The sequence below is a fragment of the Paraprevotella clara YIT 11840 genome (assembly GCF_000233955.1).
Taxonomy (GTDB): domain Bacteria; phylum Bacteroidota; class Bacteroidia; order Bacteroidales; family Bacteroidaceae; genus Paraprevotella; species Paraprevotella clara.
Map to the genome: position 1 here is coordinate 19998 of NZ_JH376605.1, position 16889 is coordinate 36886.

Here is a 16889-nt window from a genome sequence, read left to right on the forward strand (position 1 = left end):
TGAACTGGTCAATTCTAAGCTAAAAATAACAGAAAAATAACTTGCAAATATCAACAAAAATCACTATCTTTACATAGTTAAATTGAGGTCGTTTACCCTCAAATCAGTTCAGTTTTGTATTCCCCTACCCTATCAATATTCTAAAAAAATTCGGCCGGCTTCGCCGGTATTTGAATACCTTTTAAATGGAATTCGGAAACCATCCGAATCCCGTTCTTTCGTTTTAGTCGCTTCGCTCCACGCTTTGGCGCTTTGCGCTTACGCCACCTCGCGTATCGCCTTGTACGCTGCCACGCTTTGCGCCCGGACGATTTTGCCGCGGAAGGCCAGACGCGAGCCGATATTCGCATACGAATACGAAGCATCGTAATACGCACTCGCATTCGACACACCGCCATACGCGTGCGCACTGTAGCACCCGCGATAGACCACACGGACCGTAGCGGTGCTTATCCAGTACATGTCGGTATAGTAAGTAGAAGATGATCCGTTCAGATTACCCACCGGAATCATGTCCATATACTTGCCGTGCGCCACGCCTGTAATCCACTGACCGCTGTCCTTCTTGCCCTGTACCATACGGATACTGCCGTCAGGCATCCAGATGCGCCATTTGCCCACGTTACCGCTGTCGTTCGGCAGATCCACGCCGTCCATCATGTCATACTTGTTGCCGTAGATGTCCTCATAGCCCAGGCAGCAGATATTGTTCACCTGCACCACAGTCGCCTGTCCGTATTCGTCCCGACTCTTATACCAGGCATACTGGTGCACCAGGCCGTCAATCAGCGAATTCGTGATTTTGTTGTTAATGACATACGCTTCATCGTAGCCGATGGTGTCTGTCATCCCGTGTTCGGCCGTTCCGCCTGTTGTGCGGTTATTGTTATGCTGACCGGCACCGCATTGTTCCTGCATATCCCTGCGCCCGTACTTTGCATAGCTCAGGTTCGCGATGCGGCTGTGCATCAGCGCATCTATCTGCTGCATACCCCGCTGCTGGCTGTAGTAGTGGAAGTCCGTCCAGGTCATACTTGCCGTGGTCGAAGCTCCGGTGATGCAGGCACGCAGTTTACTGCCCACCACCGAACTGCCCACAACGGCACACAGATGCTCCTCATTGGCCACCCAATCCGGTTCCATGTCCTCTATCTTGTCGCTGTGGCTCAGTACCACGCAGTCAAACTCTGCCGTGTTCAGAATGGAGAAATGCAGGGCTGTAGCACGTTCCGGAACGTCTGCTATCAGATACATGCCGGCTTCAAATTTCAAGCCGATGGTCGGCACCACAATACTCTTCAGGATGTTTCCCTCCGCATCAGCAAACACACTGCCGATAAGCCCTGTTCCTGGAACGCTCGGGAAGCGGACACGTCTGTAACCCGACACGTCCACTTTGCACACGGAATAAGCCTTGTCCGTCGTATAGGATTCCATCAGCGTGGGCTTGCCGCTCATGATCTTGCGTTCACCCAGCCAGCCGCCCTGTGTCTCCTTGATGGCATCCAGTGTCAGTACCGTCGCCTCAGGCACCGGGGGCATTTCGTCCTCCGGATAACTGCTGTAGCAGGCGTACTTCTTGTTGTTCAAATAATCGTTGATGCCTTTGCTCCAGTAAAACGGCTCATACATCATCCAGTCTCCCTCGCTGCCGTCCAGCTTCGCCACCGTACAGTCGTTCATATCCTCCGCATCGGCATAGAAGTTCGAGCTTTCGTCATGCAGGGGGAAATAGGTCATCTCCCCGTCCGGGTTGTTCACTTCCACCTGCTGCCCGGCTATCTCCACCTTCCGGCTCGTGGGCATCTTCGTCACCTTGGCCAATACGCGGTGGCGCTTGGACAGGATGGCATTCACATGCCCGCTCATTTTGTACGTATTGCCGAATTTGTACCCCGTCTTGTTGTCCAGGTTCGAAACATTGGCATCGTCGGCCACGCTGTCGTCAAACTCGATCATCGTATAGGGCGGCTGCTTGATGGTCAGTTCCGGATAACGGGCGGCATACTTCTCCAGTTCCTCATCGGCCAGATACTTCGTCAGGGTCAGCTTGCCCCTCAGTCCCGAATGCCGGTCATCCACGGCACCCGTCTGTGTATACGTTCCGTAGTCGTAATACTTCTTCAGCAGGGTTCCGTCGTCTTCCCGGTCTATCTCCAGCACGAAGCGCTCCAGCTTGCCGCTGCCGTTCAGTCTGGCCTGGTGCAGGCGTTCCAGCATAGCGAACCCGTCGATGCCGGGGCAGTTGGTGTAGCGGTAGCCCCGCACATTATTGATCCCTTCCAGTATCAGGCCACTATCGGACAGCTTGGTCAGATATTCCAGGAACAGTTCCTCAATCGTGTCCGGCAGGCATAACTGCACAACGGGCGCACCGGTGGCCAGTTTCACACGGGTCAGCCCCGTACCCCTCACGTCCAGTTTCTTCAGGCGGCCCTGCCAGCTCAAGTCCAAAGTGGCCACATTCCCGTTGTCCCCGTTCCGGGCCAGCCGGTTGTTCCGCATGTTCACTTCTTCCAGAAGCAGCATACCATTGGTCGAAGCCATGAACGAGCCGTTCCGGTAACCGCTGGCTTTCTCCACGCTCATGTCGAGTTTTACCAGTGAGGTCAGCAGACCGAAGTTGAAGCCGATTGCGAACGCATCCTCGTGCCATACCAGCTCCTTGATTTTGGCTGCACCGATAATCTTCAGCGGGTCGTTCTCACCGAAGGCACGGGTCAGCTGCAGGGAATGGAGCACGTCCGCATCCACCACGCCGCTGTCGGCCTGCACGCCGTTGCTGGTGGAGAGCTGCACACGGTACGGGATGGTCAGCCGGTACTGCATCGGTTTCAGTTTATAAGCCTTGTCCAGCGATGCCGTACTCTGGTAGAACTGGGCACCCAGCGTGGATACATAGCCGTACTCCACCTGCTTCAGGTCATACCGGCGTTGGATGAAGTAGTTCCGGTGTGCTTTCAACGAACCCTTCAGACCGTAGATTTGCGGATAGGTCTGTTTGGCACCGTCAGCACCCACCGGCATTTCGTTCAGGAACGGGTAGATGTATTTGAAGATGCCGGACTTGTTATAGAGGCGTGAGCACCACTTCTTCATCTGTTCGGTATCGAAATGGTCAATGGCTTTCTGGATACTGAAGGCACTCATGAAGCTTGCGCCCCCGTTCCATCCGCTCACCATAATCTCCACAATCATGTCCCAGCAATTGGCCACGATGAGGTTCCACAGCCACGAGTTATGACCCTGCATCACATAAGCCCCGTCGCGCTTCGTCTGGCGGTTGTCGTCATACTTCCCGGTCAGGAACGACTTGTTGTCAGAACCGAGCTGGCAGTCGCCGTCATAATAGTCAATCGACCATTTCACACCGTCCCATGTGCGGATAAGCATGTTCTTCGCAAGCTGGTCCACGCCGAGGTTGAACTGCACGTACAGATAGTAGGCAATCAGGTGGGGAAGGTCGAAATACTTCCCGGCCTCTTTCCTGAACGTATCGCTCTGCCACTTGGCGGTAGGGAACTTGTCGCCGTCGTCCTCATAGTCCACCCCCTCGAACGAATGGGATTCCGTGCTGTAAACCATGTTCCTGCCCGCAGGCGTTTCCTTTACGCACCGGTAGACGAAACTCATCATGCGGTCGGTGGCCTTGTACATCTTGTCGTACTTGTCACCGGTACCGAGGTGGTCTTTCAGGTTCGGTTCTTCCTCCGCGTCACCGCCTCCGTCCGACCAGAAGGTATCTTTCGGATGATTAAATTCCAGTCCTCCGTCAAAGTTGTAGTCCATGAAATCCTTATGCTCCGGTTCGGTACTCGGCAACCAGTGGAACAGGCACAGCGGATTGGAGTTGTTCAGCGTCTCGAAGCAGACGGGCAGGTACTGCTTGTGTCCTTCCTCGTCGGCTTCCAGGTAGTTCAGCGTGTCGCCCTCGCCCCATTTCTCGCCGCCGATGGTCTCATCCTGCCCGAAGATGGGGTAGCTGTCGCTCTTCTCGTTGTTCATGTTGTACTGGCCGTAATAGGTCAGGTCTTCGTCGGCACTCTTCGCTACGAACAGGTCGCACGGCAGGCCGTCGATGGCCGAACGGTAATCATCCTCCAGCCCATGGTCTTTGGCGTAACGCTGGGCAGGCGTAAGCAGCCCCATCTCTTTCAGTCCGTCATTGATAAGCTTCGCACCTCCGGTATTGGTGGTCATGGACGAGTCCGAGAAGTCGCATTTGGAACATGCCAGCTTCGCGCCTACCGAGTTCCTGCGTAACTTGAAGAGATTTTTTTTGCCGGTAGTTACCACCGGATTCTTCTGCCTGCCGTTTCCGTCAATCTCCCCGTAGCTCAATGTAACCGTCCAGCCGCTTGCCGTCTTCTGGAAGTAGAAACGGAAGTTCTTTCTGGCATAGTTCACGGAAGAAGTACCCTGAATACGGACATATACGTTGGTAAGGATAAAGTCAAGCGTCCTGTCCTCTCCGTTATAGAAACGGACCTCCCTTACCAGTTTATTGGCCTTCTTGTCGTTCAGCTGGGCCAGTGCATCCACCACGTTCAGCGTGTCGCTCTCGCTCGGAACCTCACTGCCCACGCTGCCCGTGCCTATCAGTACCAGGATCGAGTTCCGGCGCTTCTTCATCAGCCCCATCAGCTTCTCCATGCTCACCGTATCTCCTTCATTCAGCACGCGGTTGTCCTCATCCAGTGAGCGCACGCCCGGTTCCCCGTCGGCATCCTCCAGGTGGTTGCGGTCCACGATGTAGTTGTTCAGCACCTCGTCCGAGGTCAGCGCCTTGTTATAGATACGCACGCTCTTCACGTTCAAGTCGGCACCTGCCGACTTAAATTCCAACTGGCTCTGAATGTCAAAATTCACCTTGTCGAGCCACTTGGAAGCAGCCGACTCTTCACCGTTCACATAGAAACCGATCAGCGTGCGCTGTTCGTTGGTCTGCACGTTCGGATAGAACACGTAGGTAATGCGGATATTCGTACCCGGCTGGAACTTGGTACCCACCGAGTCTTCATAGCGCAGCACCTGTCCGGCATCCATCGCCTCGGTCACCACACCGGTCAGGAACTTGGCCTCTTCCGGAGTCACAATCAGCCCGTACCGGTTGCCGTTGTCCAGCTGCCCCAGGCAGGTGATCAGCTCGGCATCCGTATCCGTCACGTTGGTCGTGCTGTATTCTATCTCCAGCGTCATGCCCACGTCACGGATGGCAAATCCCTCGGGCTTGTCCGCCTCGTTGAAGGGGCGGTAACCGCCGTCAGCGGTCAGGGTCATACCTGCACCACCGGCCAGCAGCAGGCGGTCCTTGTGCCAGCCGCTACCGGCACCATATTCGTTCACGCTCCACAGCACGTCCCGGAACTCCATACGCTTGTCACCGCTCACCCAGCTTGCCGGGTTGTTTTCCGTGTTGCTTCGCCCGAAGGCGTCAAACGTACACACGGCATCCGGTGCCAGCGTGGCTTCAATGTCCGGGTGCGATGTGGTGTTCACCTGCACCTCAAGCACGGCATCGCCGCATGACACACGGTAGTCCAACGGTTCCACGTTCACGTTCGTCCGTCCGTAGCTGCCGGTCTCACCGCGTTGCAGCAGGTCTTCCTTCACCACGCTGCCCCGGTCGGTCACTTTCACACGGGCCGTATACGCATCGCGGTCATAGCCGGCATACGTGAAGTTCCATGCCGTGAACTGCTCTGCCTCCAGCACCGGGTGTTTCCAGTCACGCTGGAACCCCGCTGCCCGGTGGCTGAACATCAGGCCGGCATACGCTGTCACACCTCCGCCTGCCTTCAGCAGCGTAATGTAATGCACCCGGCTCACCACACCGGAGTTCTCATGCTGCGCGTAGGCTTCCACCACGTTCGTACCCTCCTGCATCTGTGTCAGGGGGATGGTCACGTTCTTCTGCTGCACACCGCTGCCGGCCGAAAGACCGAGGGTAAAGGCCTGTCCGCCGTTCACGCGGTAGTAGATGTTCTTCTCACCGCTCGTGCCCTTGGCAGTAAAGGGGATGTTCACGTCATTTTTATATCCCCCGTCGGCCAGCCCGTTGCCCGCCGAGTAGGTGGTCTCCAGCTCCATGGCCACCATGGTCACCTTGGCCGTGGCCGTCTTCATCAGCGTGCCGTCCTGGTAAGTTGCCTGCGCTTCCACCTGTACGGTATAGGCAGTGGCATCCTTCAGGTAGGGCGAAGCGTCAAAGGTATAGCTCTGTCCGGCTGTAACGCCCACAAACTCCGCATCCCGGAACTCACTGATGACGGTCGAACCGCGTTTCACGATCACGCGGGCTTTCAGGTCGCTGTAGCCGTCCACCGTACCGCCACCGGCAGTGCCCACACCTACGGAGTATTTCACCACAAAGCCGCTGCCCAGTGCCAGATACTGCGAGGCGGGAAGTCCCGCACCGCCGCTGTCCGTCAGGTCGATGTTCACCACCACCTTGTCATCGTCCGTGTACTTGGAAAAGCGCACTTCCTTCGAGCTCTCGCCGCCCTGGTTGTCCTTCTGCTTGACGGTCATCACGTACTGGGTGCCGTCCTCGCTGTCCTGCACATCCACGTCCGTCACCGTACCCACCATCGCATCGAACACCGTTCCGGATGTAGGAGGTTTCGTCTCGCCGCTCACCAGTTCCTCGGTAGGGGTACGGTTTGACAGTTCCTTCTTCAGGAACGCTTCGATGTCATCGCCTGCATAGGCATGATAGGTGCCGTCCGGCTGTTTCTGATTCCATGGTGTTTCAAGATTCATCGGATGTTCAGTCGCGTTGATGATTCCGCTTATTTTCCTTTTTGCCATAATACTGTCCTTTTATAATAATCATTCATTTATCAGTTTTACTGCTACCGTTCCATGCGTCCGATCCGTTCCACGGCTCGTCGCCTTTCCAGTATCCAAGTCCGAAACAGCTGCTTATCGCAGACCACACCAGTCTTGCCCCGGCATAGACTGCCGACAGGGCACGTTTCCCCACATACGCAGCCGTTATTTCCTTACCGCCTATGGTTATCATCGTCAATCCTCCTCATAAATCAGATACAGCGTATTCGCATCCTTGTCCTGCAGCGCCTCGTAAGCTTCCCCGCTCATCACCTCATGCCGGTAGGCCAGCAGTCTCAGGCTGCCGCCTGTTCCGGTATATACGGCATCACCCAGCAGGTAGAGCTTGTCCGGCAGGATGGCTGTCCGGTCCGCATTCATGAATATGCCGGCAGGAGGCACACCCGCCACATCCCAGTCCCCGTACAGGGTGGAGTCCATGTGGTAGGCGAACTTCCCGGCATCCGCTACATACACTACGCTGCCGCCCGGTTTGGTACTCTTGTCAGGTAAAACGTTGCCTGTTTCCATCCATGAGGAAAAGCGTGCGGTAGCCCCGCCGATGGCTGCTGCCGTAGTCTGTTCCACCTTGGCAGCGGCGTTTTCTGCCTTGGCTGCCGCTTCGTTGGCCTTGGTGGCCGCTTCCGTGGCGGCCTGGGTCTTTTCCTCCAGTCCGGCTACGGCTCCTTCCGCTTTCTTGGCGGCAGCCTCGGCACGGGCGGCGGCATCGCTCGCAGGCTTCCCTATCAGTTCCAGGGGGACGTTCACCATCTTGCCGTCCTTCTCCCCGGGCAGTGATTTCACACCGCTCAGCGAGGTGACGGTCTCCAAGTCCTCCACGCCGGTAGAACTCTGGAGTACACGGTCCAGCACTTCCTGAACCAGTTCTTCTTGTGTCATTTCTGCCATACTCATTCGTTTTTATCGGTTTCTGACCCGCCCAGGATTTCGTTCAGGGCATCTATCACATTGGGAAGACAATAGCGTTCCACCGCCATGTGTATCATCCCGGTTTCCTCATCGCTGAACTCGGTCTCGCCGGTACTCTCGAAAATCTTGAACGCAAGCCGATGGGCCTTGATGCCACTGACACGCGTATACAGCAAATCGGCTATCTGCTCACGTGCATCGAAAACCTCCCTCGTCTGACGGGTTATTCCGGTGGGAACGCTGAAATTCCTGAAATCTAACTTTTTCATATATATCTGTTTTTTAGGATGAATGATTCAATATCTGGTAACGGAATCCGTCCGCTTTTGTAATAAGTACCGTTACGGAGTCCCCGGATGCCATCTCGTAGTTTTGCAAATCTTCATTGTGGTTATAGATACCTTTTAGTATGATATTCTTTGAACCGGGTCTGACCCTGAACGTGACAATGGCTGCAAAATCGGTAGGCAAGTAACTCATGCCGAACTTGTATGCCACAGAACTTTCCGACGGCAGCGTAACCTCTACCTTACTGTAGTTGGGTTCATTGTAATACATCAAAATGATATTGTGTTGTGAGAAATCCACCGTGTAGTTTCCACTTCCGAAGGTAAGCAGCTTGGCTTTCGTATTGATAAACGCCGGGGCAAGTAATGCCGCATTGCTGCTGATACCGTAGTTCTTCGTACCGCCGGTAACATCTATAAACAATCCATAGTTCGCTTGGTCGAAGCCGTAATTCCCGTATATATTGGGGGCTGAGTTCACGATACGACCGACAGCGGTAAAAGCTCCTCCTGCAGAAGACGGTATCACATCATCACCGAACATCACATATCCTTTGCTGCCGCCGACACGGAAAAAATCATCATAAATGGCAAGACCGCCACCGCTCCCGTGAGAGTCGGCCACAGAACCGATACGGCCGTTCCCTATCTCAAAGCCGCCGATTTTCCCTTTGCTGCTGTCTATCTCTCCGGTAAACTTACCGTTGGTCGTTTCAATGCTGCCGTCTTCCAGTATCTTGAAGTTGCCGTTGGCCGTTACCAGTCCCTCCAGCTGTATATGGTCGGCTGTCAGCTTGATTTTGCTCACGGTATTTCCGTACTCGTCCTCTTCCTCCACGCTCACCCCGATAAGGGCAATCTTTCCTGTATTGTCCTGCGCATACAGACCGGAACCTTCAGGCTTTATGACAAGCCCGGTCTCTTTCAGCGCATTACCGTCCTTGTCGAAGACCGCCGCTGAAATCTTTACCAGCCGGTCGCTCTGTTCGAACAGTGTACGGTACTTATAGGCCAGTGCGTCCGCCTTGTTGGTGCTGAACACCAGCAGCGAAATGTAAATCACGCCCGTAAACGACAGCTTGAAGTCGCCAGTGCCGTTCCAAAGTCCGTCCAACGTGAACATCTTCTCACCGCCAACGGGCAGGTCCTCTTCATGGCCGAACATGTTGAAGTTCTCAAACCCGGTCTTATCAGCGTTCACAAATTCTATTTTCAACCTTCCGGCCTTGATAACCCGGTAGCTGAACGACAGATACACCACGCCGGGCACCCGTTCGCCCTGGCTGTTCGTCTGCCGGTACTCCGGTACCAGCCGGAAGTCCTCCAGTTTCTGCATGATATAGCTGTTCCGGATATAGGCATAAGGCACCTTGCCGTCGGTCCGTATCTCGGCATGGCCGTCCGGCTTCGTACCGTAAGGACCGCCGTTCGCCCAGATCCAGCGTCCGCCCAGGGTGAACAGCGTAGCCTTGCTGCCCGTCTTCCATTTGTCCATGCCGTCGGCAAAACTGCTGTTGTCCAGATAACTCTGTTCTTCGCGTATTTCCTTGCGCAAGCTTTCCACGGCTGAATGGATTTTCCCCTCGGTTATCTCAAACCGCGTCAGGATGTCCTCGCCCGTCATCAACACGAACGTACCCTTCAGCCACACGTTGTCGGCATACAGGCCGTTTCCTTTCGGCTGTTTGTCTGCCGGGAAAGCGCTGCTCCTGATGCCGTCCAGCTTACCCAGCCGGCAACGAAGGCAGCCGTTGAAGTTCTTGGCCTTCACACCGTCCAGAATGTCGATACGGGGCTGTCCGTCCTCCGTGGCCGCAATGGATATAAGGTTCTGCCGGAGCGGGGTTTCGGTGTTGCCCATCAGCACGCACTCATCGCCTGCCTCCGGCTTCACCCCGCCAAACTCGCTTACCGGGACCAGTACACCGCCGGCTATCACCGAAGCCACCTCCACCCAGTATGCTTTTAGTTTCTTACCACCCGTAACCGCACAGCGCATCAGGTCATGGGCCACAAAGCCCGATTCCTGCTCAAACACGATGCGGTAGTTGTCGCCCTGCTTCACCACGTCCTTGATCTTGCCGTTGGCAGCGGACACCACCAGCTGGCCGCACACGCTGCGCACCTTCTCGATCAGCAGTTCCAGCGCCACCAGGCTTTGCCGGGCAGTCACTTTGTCCACCGTCAGGTTTGTCAGTCCGGTCAGCTGGTCAATCCACAGCTGCCAGCCCTCACCGGTCAGCCCGTCCACAAACTCCGTGCTGCGCAGCAGTTCGCGGATCACGGCAGTCAAGTATTCGGCATTGCCCTCACCATCCACGATGCCGCAGGGCTTGCCGCCAGCAGCCTCGCCAAAGCTCACACCCTTCAGGAAGCGGATGGACTCTTTGGCTGTGTCCGGCTGGTTCTTGCTCAGGAACTCTTTCTGGCTGCGCCGGGCGGAAAACAGGTTGTTGTCCGTGGGCAGCGTCTTGTCCCAGCTTCGTATGATGTCCGGAAGGGCAGCGCCTTCCGTCTTTGATTTCGTATAGCTTTTCAGCGCACCGATGCTGTCCGTCACCTTGTCGAACTTGCCCACCTGCAGCGCATCGCTTATCTCGATGTCCATCTGCCCGGGTTCGTTCACCTTGCGGCTGATCTTGGTGATACGGCTCTGACGGTAGCCTTTTTCCGGGAAATACTTCCGGCTCTCCAGCTTCACCCGTCTGCCCACAAACAGGTCTATGCCGTGCTCCTCGATGTATACCGGGTCTGTCGGGGCTTTGTAGGCGGCAATGTCCAGCCAGTGGTCCCGGTTGTACTCGTCCACCGCAACCGCAAACTCCTCTTCGGCCAGCCGGTAATACTCATCCGGCATCCGGATATTCCACAGGATATAGGTGTCGCCTGCTCGGGGCACCAGCTTGCCGCCCGGCAGCTGGGTGTCGTCATCGTAGGGCCAGATGGTGATCAGTTCGAATTCACGTGCCGCGCTGTCGTAGTTCACCTCAAAGTAGTGGTCATCGCTTTCTCCCAGTCCGGCAAGGTCGCCCGTCTGGAACGACACACGTTTGGTTTCTCCGGCCAGCTCGTACAGGTTAGGGTCAAAGTCCAGTTCCCCGTCCCGGAAATAATAGACGGTGAATTTGTTTCCTTCATCGTCTGCCACCTCCTCGCTGCGAACCGAGCTCACCGTACCGACCCGACGGGGGAAGATGCCGCTGAAAGCATCCTGCTCGTAATGGTCATAGATGCCATATTCCTCCACGCCCTGCTCGATGTACTTCCTGCCGCCGGGAAGCATCAGACGCGGGCTGCCGTATTTCTCCGCATCGATGTTGCGGGTCGAGCCTACCGGGAACAGGCGCGTATAGAATTTGGCCGTGTTGCTCGTATCTCTTTCCAGGGAGGTCAGCCCCTTGCCATAGCCAAGGGTGATTTCTTCCCCGTGTTCGCAGCGGCACACGTTCACAGTCTGCCCCTCAACCCACCATTCCACCTTGCCGCCTGCCTTTTCCGCGATGGCTTTCAGCGCTTCGTCGCAGTACATCCCCTCGTAGTCTATCGTGATCAGCTCCGTACCTTCCACCGTACCCGTCTTCCAGTCAGTAATGTGGCCCATGCCGTTATTGATAGCCTTCACCACCATCGCCACATGCTCGCGGGGCGTGGCCGTCAGGGTAAACAGGGGGTTGGTGTCCCCGTCCGTCGTCTCCAGCACCAGGAACCGCTTGATTAGGCTCTCGATACCGTACAGCTTCAGGTTATACTCCCATTCACCATCGCTCACCTGCTTCGGCGTGTAGCGTTCTGTCAGCCAGTACCGTTCGCCCAGATAGTCCGTGTAGTCGTTCACGTCCAGGGGCAGGAAGGCATAATAGCTGAACGACAGGGAAAGCACATTGTCTCCCTGCACTTCCTTGCTTTGCGTCGAGCTGTCGTTCACGGCCACATCCGCACGCTTGGTTCCGGCTTTATCATATATCGTTAGAAGCATATTCTAATAGCGTTTGAATGGTTATATAATCGGTTTCGGTTCCCGGAACTTTACCCGGAACTTTCCGGCATGCACACCTTCCGTCCACAGATAGGTCAGCGGGGTGAACTTCGTACAGTCGGCATACTTCACCCGCAGCTGCAGATCCAGCTGGGGGAAACGGATCTCCAGCCAGCCGTCCTTCCCTTGCTTCAGGAAATTCACAAAGGCAAAGTACTGCTTCATCCAGCCTGCCTGGGTCTTGTTGTAAAGCGCAAAATGCAGCGTCACGTCACGCGCTTCATTCCGTGGGGTCAGCACGGGGCTGTATTTTTCCCCGTGCTCTTCCCGTATGTCCACAGCCGTATCCTTCTTGGCCTTGCTCGGGGTCAGGATGGCCGTCAGGTTCTCCATGCCCCCGCGCCGGTCTTCCACCAGGAACACGCCGTATTCCGTCCAGATGTCCGTGCCGTTCACCAGCACCAGTCCGCTCAGTATATTGCCCATATCACTTCACTTTTAGTCCGTCACGTATCATTTTCTTTATCACTTCCTTCAGTTCGCCCAGGTGTCCGGCGCTCACACCGGTGTTCTCGGCTATCCGGGCCAGATGCCCTTCAGCCGTGTCCATCTTCTCCACCACGCTTTCCAGCCGGTCGTCCATGCTGCTCCAGTGCTGCAGCCCGCCGGTGAACATGCCCTCCAGTTTCGTGCCCTGGTCCTGCGTCATGGCCGTAAAGCCGCCCGCTTTCGCACTTTGGCTCGTACCGCCCTGCTGCGTCTTGTCATAACCGGTGGCTGCCGCCAGGTTGTCACGCAGGGCAAGGGCTTCATCCATATACTGCATGTACTCTTCCATCAGCGCGTTCCGTTCCGCCTCGGTCAGTTCGTTGTCCTCCATGGCCTTGCCAAACTTCTCCCACCAGCCTTTCAGTTTGTCGCTGTACATCTCACCGATCTTGTTGCTCAGCATCGCCCGCATGAAGTACTCGGATATATCCTCCGCCGCATCCTTGGCACCGTACTTCATGTTCATCAGGTTGTCGATGAAGCTGCTGTACATACCGTCGAACGAAATGCCCGTCAGCCCTTCATACAGCTGGTCGGTCAGTTCCTCCAGCTTGCCGGCCTGGTCTATGTAGTCATCCAGTTTCTCGGTCAGTCGCCCGCCATAGCCTCCCTTACCGGTATTCTGGATTTGCGTCCACATATCCACGTTGCTGCGCAGTGCCTTCATTTCCTCCGGGCTCAGGCTCCACAGGTTCCCGTCCCACTGGCGGCCGATCTGTCCGCTCAGTTTGTCTATCTGTGCCTGGTTGAAACCGCCCCAGTAGTAGTTCCAGCTGTGGTGACTTCCGTGGTAGCCGGCTTGCGCCATAGCCATCTGCAGGTAGTTCGAATTCGTTTCCTGCTGCATCTTGTACGCGTCGCGGTAAGCCGCCACACTCTTCGTCCCCTGGCTCTGCTTGATGGTGTCGGTCAGATCCTCTATCGAGGTCTGCAGCAGCTCGTTCCGGTCTGTAAGACGGTCTATAGCCGCCTGCACTTCCTTGGCGTTCCCGCCGATGCCGAACAGTTTGTTGAAACCTCCGAAAGACACCGTGTTCAGCAATCCCCCGATACCTTTCACAAGGGAACCGCCTATCTGTTTGAACAGGTCTCCGCTGAGGATATTGTCGAGTATTCCGGTTATCGCATTGAAAATGGTGTCTATCAATGATGAGATAATCGGGCCAATACCGTCTTTCAGCAAATCCAGTATGGAGAGAATGGCCGATATGATCTGCCCGATGACTCCGGCACTTGACAGGGTTTCGGACATCCGGCTGATGGCATCGCCGACCTTGCCTCCGATATTCAGTTTTGAAAGACCGGTAAGCATGTTCTGGATTCCTTCAAATGATCCCTGCAAGGTTCCGCTCGCAAAGCCGTGCAACCCGTTGGATACCATGTTCAATCCGTCAACCGTGTCCCGGGAGGCACTTTTCACCTCCCCGGCAAGCGCCTTCATTTCAGAGGTGGCGTTCAGGTATTCTTCGTCAGCTGAAACGCTGGACGATTGAGCCGTTTGAAGAGCAATTTGGGTACGTTCTATTTCTGCCTGGTTACCGCTTTCAAGAGCCTTGTTGTAATCGGCCTGCGCCGCTTTCAACCGGATGAATGCCGCTTCCTGCTGCAGTTCTGCATTTTGCACACGTGTTACGGCATCCCCCAAAGCGTGCATCTGCGTTTGCAGCCGGGCAAAATCCAATGTGCCGTTGCCACCGGGGAGCATGCTTTGAATACGTTCAATGGCATCGTAAACGACCTGCTGATCCGCTGCTCCTGATTTTTTGAACTCATCCGTCTTGACATACTGCTTAAGTTCGCCAAGCAGATTCTTCATCTGGTCTGCAAGCAAGCCGGTTAAATCCCCGAACGCTGCTCCCCAGTCTATCTTCTGGGTAAGGGATTCCATGTCCACTTTGTGCACAGCCGCATCACGCTGCTTTTCCAAAGTCAGTCTTTCGCCCTGGGACTGTGCCTTGCGGATTTTCTCGGCATATTCTTCAGCGATGGCCAGTTTCTGCTGCTGGAAGGTCCCGTATTCCTTCAGATAGTCACGCATGGCTTCCGCCTCTTCCCTGTACACGTCCGCCTCCGCTTTTTTCCTTGACTCGGTGTTTGAGGCACGGGCTTTTTCAAGTTCATCCTGTTGCTCCCGGGTAAGTCCGTTATCTCCGGTAGAAAGACCGGCTTCCTTGTTCTCACGCTTCCAGTCGGCTTCCTGCCGGTTTATCTCTTCTTTCCGGGCGTTATAGTCATATTCGATTTGTGCCAGTTTCTTCTCGGTACCGGCTTGCATGCGGTCTATCTCTTCCTTCCGGTTTTCAGCCTGCAGGGCGGCAAGATCCTGCGCCAGCCTGCGCTCTGTGGCAAGCCGTTGCTTGGCTTCCGCTTCCGGATTCTTCCCGGACTGCTTGGGGTCGATATGCCCACCGATATTTCCTTTTTTGGCTGCTTCTGCGGCTTTCTTTACCTCTTCCTCCGCTTTTTTCAGATAACCGTCACGTTTGTTTTCGGCATTTTTCAACAGTACGTCATAAGCTTCCTGATCATGTTTCTTGATGGCAGCCTGTGCGTCATAGAACTGCCCGGATTCTGCCATGCTTGACTGCATGATATATTGTCCCCATTTCCCGAAAAAACCCATGGCGCTTTCCGCCTCTTCCGGTTTCTGCGCCTTGATTTTATTCACCTCTTCATCGGCTTCTGCAGCTTTTTTTACAAGGTTCTGGACATTGGTCTGGTGCAGCAGAACCTGTACATAGTCCTCGCTCTTTTGGATAAGGGTATCATACCATTCGGAAAGTGTTTTATAATACCCGAAAGATTCCCCGTACTTGCGGTTCAGTTCCTCCACCTTCGCCTTTTCCTGTTCCTTGCTGCCGGTGAAGTTCTTTATTTCATCGATGACCGATTTCAGTTCGAAGCGGGTACGCACCATCTGGGCACGGCCGTCCTTCTCTATCTCGGTCATTTCCTTGAGTGATATGTTGAATTCATCCACGCCTTTTTTGGCACTGAACAGGTTTTTCGTCCAATCCCAGATTTCATCACCGTACATTACCAGCAGCATGATGCCGGTGGTCATGGCCGTCTGCCAGGAAAAAAGTGAGGACAGGACCTGCTTCCATACCGGTGTGCCCTTCTTGCCGGACTTCTGCAGCTCATCGTATTCCTTGCGGGCACGGGCCAGTTCGTCCGTAAAAATCGGCAGGTTGTTGCTGATTGCCAGGAAGAACATCTGCGGTCCCATGGCCAAAGAAGGCATTTCACGGGCGATCTGCTGGATACTGTTGTGAAGCCCGCCCAACTGGCGCTGCGCGTTGGGTACATCTGCAGGGGTGACCTGCACGGATTCCGATTCCTCCTGCAGCAGTTTCAGTTTGCCGCGCAATTCCTCAAGCTGCTTCTCCAGTGCATGGATCTGCGCGATATTGGCACTCTGGTCCAGATTGGGGGCAGCCGTCTCCCCGGCAAGGCGCAGCCTTTCCAGTTCAGCCTCCAGCAGCCTGACGGTATTACGCAGTTCCAGCGCCTCACGCTCGGCCTTGTTCATGCCGGGCGTGAGTTTGTCCTTCATCAAAAATTCAACTTCTACAGGTTTGCTCATTCCAGTTTGCTTTGAAAAAATCCTACTATATCGTTCGCTTCATCCTCGGCGCTGTGTTCCGGTCTGGGAGCACCATTTCCGCCGCCTTGCTTTTTCCGCACATACCGCGGCGCGTCGCTCAGCATCATGATCAGCGTCTGGTAGTTCACCCCATCAAGGATGTAATCCACGCTCCAGCCGGTCGCCGATGCAATCTGCCACACGAAGCCGAAAGGGCTATGGGAACCCTCATACCGGGTTCTTAACTCCCCTTCCTTGCCTGGCTCAGTCTCGGAGTCATCGGGTTCGCCCGCGCTGTCGAGCTGATAATACGCATAAAATCCTTCGTGCCCATCAGACGCTCGAATGTCCGGAACATGGCCGTCAGATAACGCCACTCCACAAAGTTCCGCAGTACCCACGCTGTCACCCCGATGCCCACGTGCCGCGACACGTATCCCCGGCATACCGTATAGGCCAGCAGACGGCTCACAGCCTTACCATGTTCCGCTACAAAGGCCAGTTCCTCGACCTTGTCCTTTGCTTGCCACCCGGGCGCAACGCCCATCTTCAGGTATTCCCTCGCCAGCAGAATCTGACCCCACAGCCTCGGACGCTTCATCGTCACACGCACCTCCACCGGGCGTTTCAGCCACGGAAGCTTCCACCTTTTAAGAGGAACGGACACGCCGCTGTCCAGCAGCGCATCCGCACACTCCATCTCTATCAGTTGTTCCAGCCGGTCAGCCAT

9 protein-coding genes are annotated in these 16889 nt (G+C 55.4%); all 9 read right to left on the minus strand.

The features are described 5' to 3' along the window. Positions 1-258: 258 nt before the first annotated feature. Genes HMPREF9441_RS10195 through HMPREF9441_RS10235 form a run of 9 tightly spaced genes read right to left on the minus strand, consistent with a single transcriptional unit; the run spans position 259 to position 16889 of the window. A complete protein-coding gene (locus tag HMPREF9441_RS10195) occupies positions 259-6810 on the minus strand; it encodes a hypothetical protein (RefSeq protein WP_008620836.1) in 6552 nt (2183 codons plus the stop codon). 25 nt (positions 6811-6835) lie between these two features. Further along, positions 6836-7024 (minus strand): hypothetical protein, encoded by a 189-nt coding sequence (locus tag HMPREF9441_RS10200; protein WP_007562482.1) that lies wholly within the window; start codon positions 7022-7024, stop codon positions 6836-6838. Between the two features lie 2 nt (positions 7025-7026). Further along, positions 7027-7746, minus strand: coding sequence for a hypothetical protein (locus tag HMPREF9441_RS10205; protein WP_007571287.1), 720 nt, complete (start codon positions 7744-7746; stop codon positions 7027-7029). Further along, a complete protein-coding gene (locus HMPREF9441_RS10210) occupies positions 7743-8030 on the minus strand; it encodes a hypothetical protein (protein ID WP_005798244.1) in 288 nt (95 codons plus the stop codon). Before HMPREF9441_RS10210 ends, HMPREF9441_RS10205 begins: the two co-directional genes overlap by 4 nt. 13 nt (positions 8031-8043) lie before the next feature. Then, a complete protein-coding gene (locus tag HMPREF9441_RS10215) occupies positions 8044-12024 on the minus strand; it encodes a hypothetical protein (protein ID WP_007751559.1) in 3981 nt (1326 codons plus the stop codon). Positions 12025-12045: 21 nt separating this feature from the next. Beyond that, the gene (locus HMPREF9441_RS10220; protein ID WP_005798248.1) at positions 12046-12510 is read right to left on the minus strand and encodes a hypothetical protein; all 465 of its coding nucleotides are present in this window, start codon (positions 12508-12510) and stop codon (positions 12046-12048) included. A 1-nt stretch (position 12511) separates the two neighbouring features. Further along, a complete protein-coding gene (locus HMPREF9441_RS10225) occupies positions 12512-16159 on the minus strand; it encodes a phage tail family protein (RefSeq protein ID WP_008620858.1) in 3648 nt (1215 codons plus the stop codon). Then, positions 16156-16362, minus strand: coding sequence for a hypothetical protein (locus HMPREF9441_RS10230; protein ID WP_007562496.1), 207 nt, complete (start codon positions 16360-16362; stop codon positions 16156-16158). Before HMPREF9441_RS10230 ends, HMPREF9441_RS10225 begins: the two co-directional genes overlap by 4 nt. Before the next feature lie 38 nt (positions 16363-16400). After that, positions 16401-16889, minus strand: coding sequence for a hypothetical protein (locus HMPREF9441_RS10235; RefSeq protein WP_008620859.1), 489 nt, complete (start codon positions 16887-16889; stop codon positions 16401-16403).

Bases quoted from the DNA above. Each gene is read 5' to 3' on its own strand.
- HMPREF9441_RS10220 (WP_005798248.1), bottom strand. From the start codon at position 12,510: ATGGGCAATATACTGAGCGGACTGGTGCTGGTGAACGGCACGGACATC.
- HMPREF9441_RS10210 (WP_005798244.1), bottom strand. From the start codon at position 8,030: ATGAAAAAGTTAGATTTCAGGAATTTCAGCGTTCCCACCGGAATAACC.
- HMPREF9441_RS10195 (WP_008620836.1), bottom strand. From the start codon at position 6,810: ATGGCAAAAAGGAAAATAAGCGGAATCATCAACGCGACTGAACATCCG.
- HMPREF9441_RS10225 (WP_008620858.1), bottom strand. From the start codon at position 16,159: ATGAGCAAACCTGTAGAAGTTGAATTTTTGATGAAGGACAAACTCACG.
- HMPREF9441_RS10205 (WP_007571287.1), bottom strand. From the start codon at position 7,746: ATGAGTATGGCAGAAATGACACAAGAAGAACTGGTTCAGGAAGTGCTG.
- HMPREF9441_RS10200 (WP_007562482.1), bottom strand. From the start codon at position 7,024: ATGATAACCATAGGCGGTAAGGAAATAACGGCTGCGTATGTGGGGAAA.
- HMPREF9441_RS10215 (WP_007751559.1), bottom strand. From the start codon at position 12,024: ATGCTTCTAACGATATATGATAAAGCCGGAACCAAGCGTGCGGATGTG.
- HMPREF9441_RS10235 (WP_008620859.1), bottom strand. From the start codon at position 16,889: ATGGCTGACCGGCTGGAACAACTGATAGAGATGGAGTGTGCGGATGCG.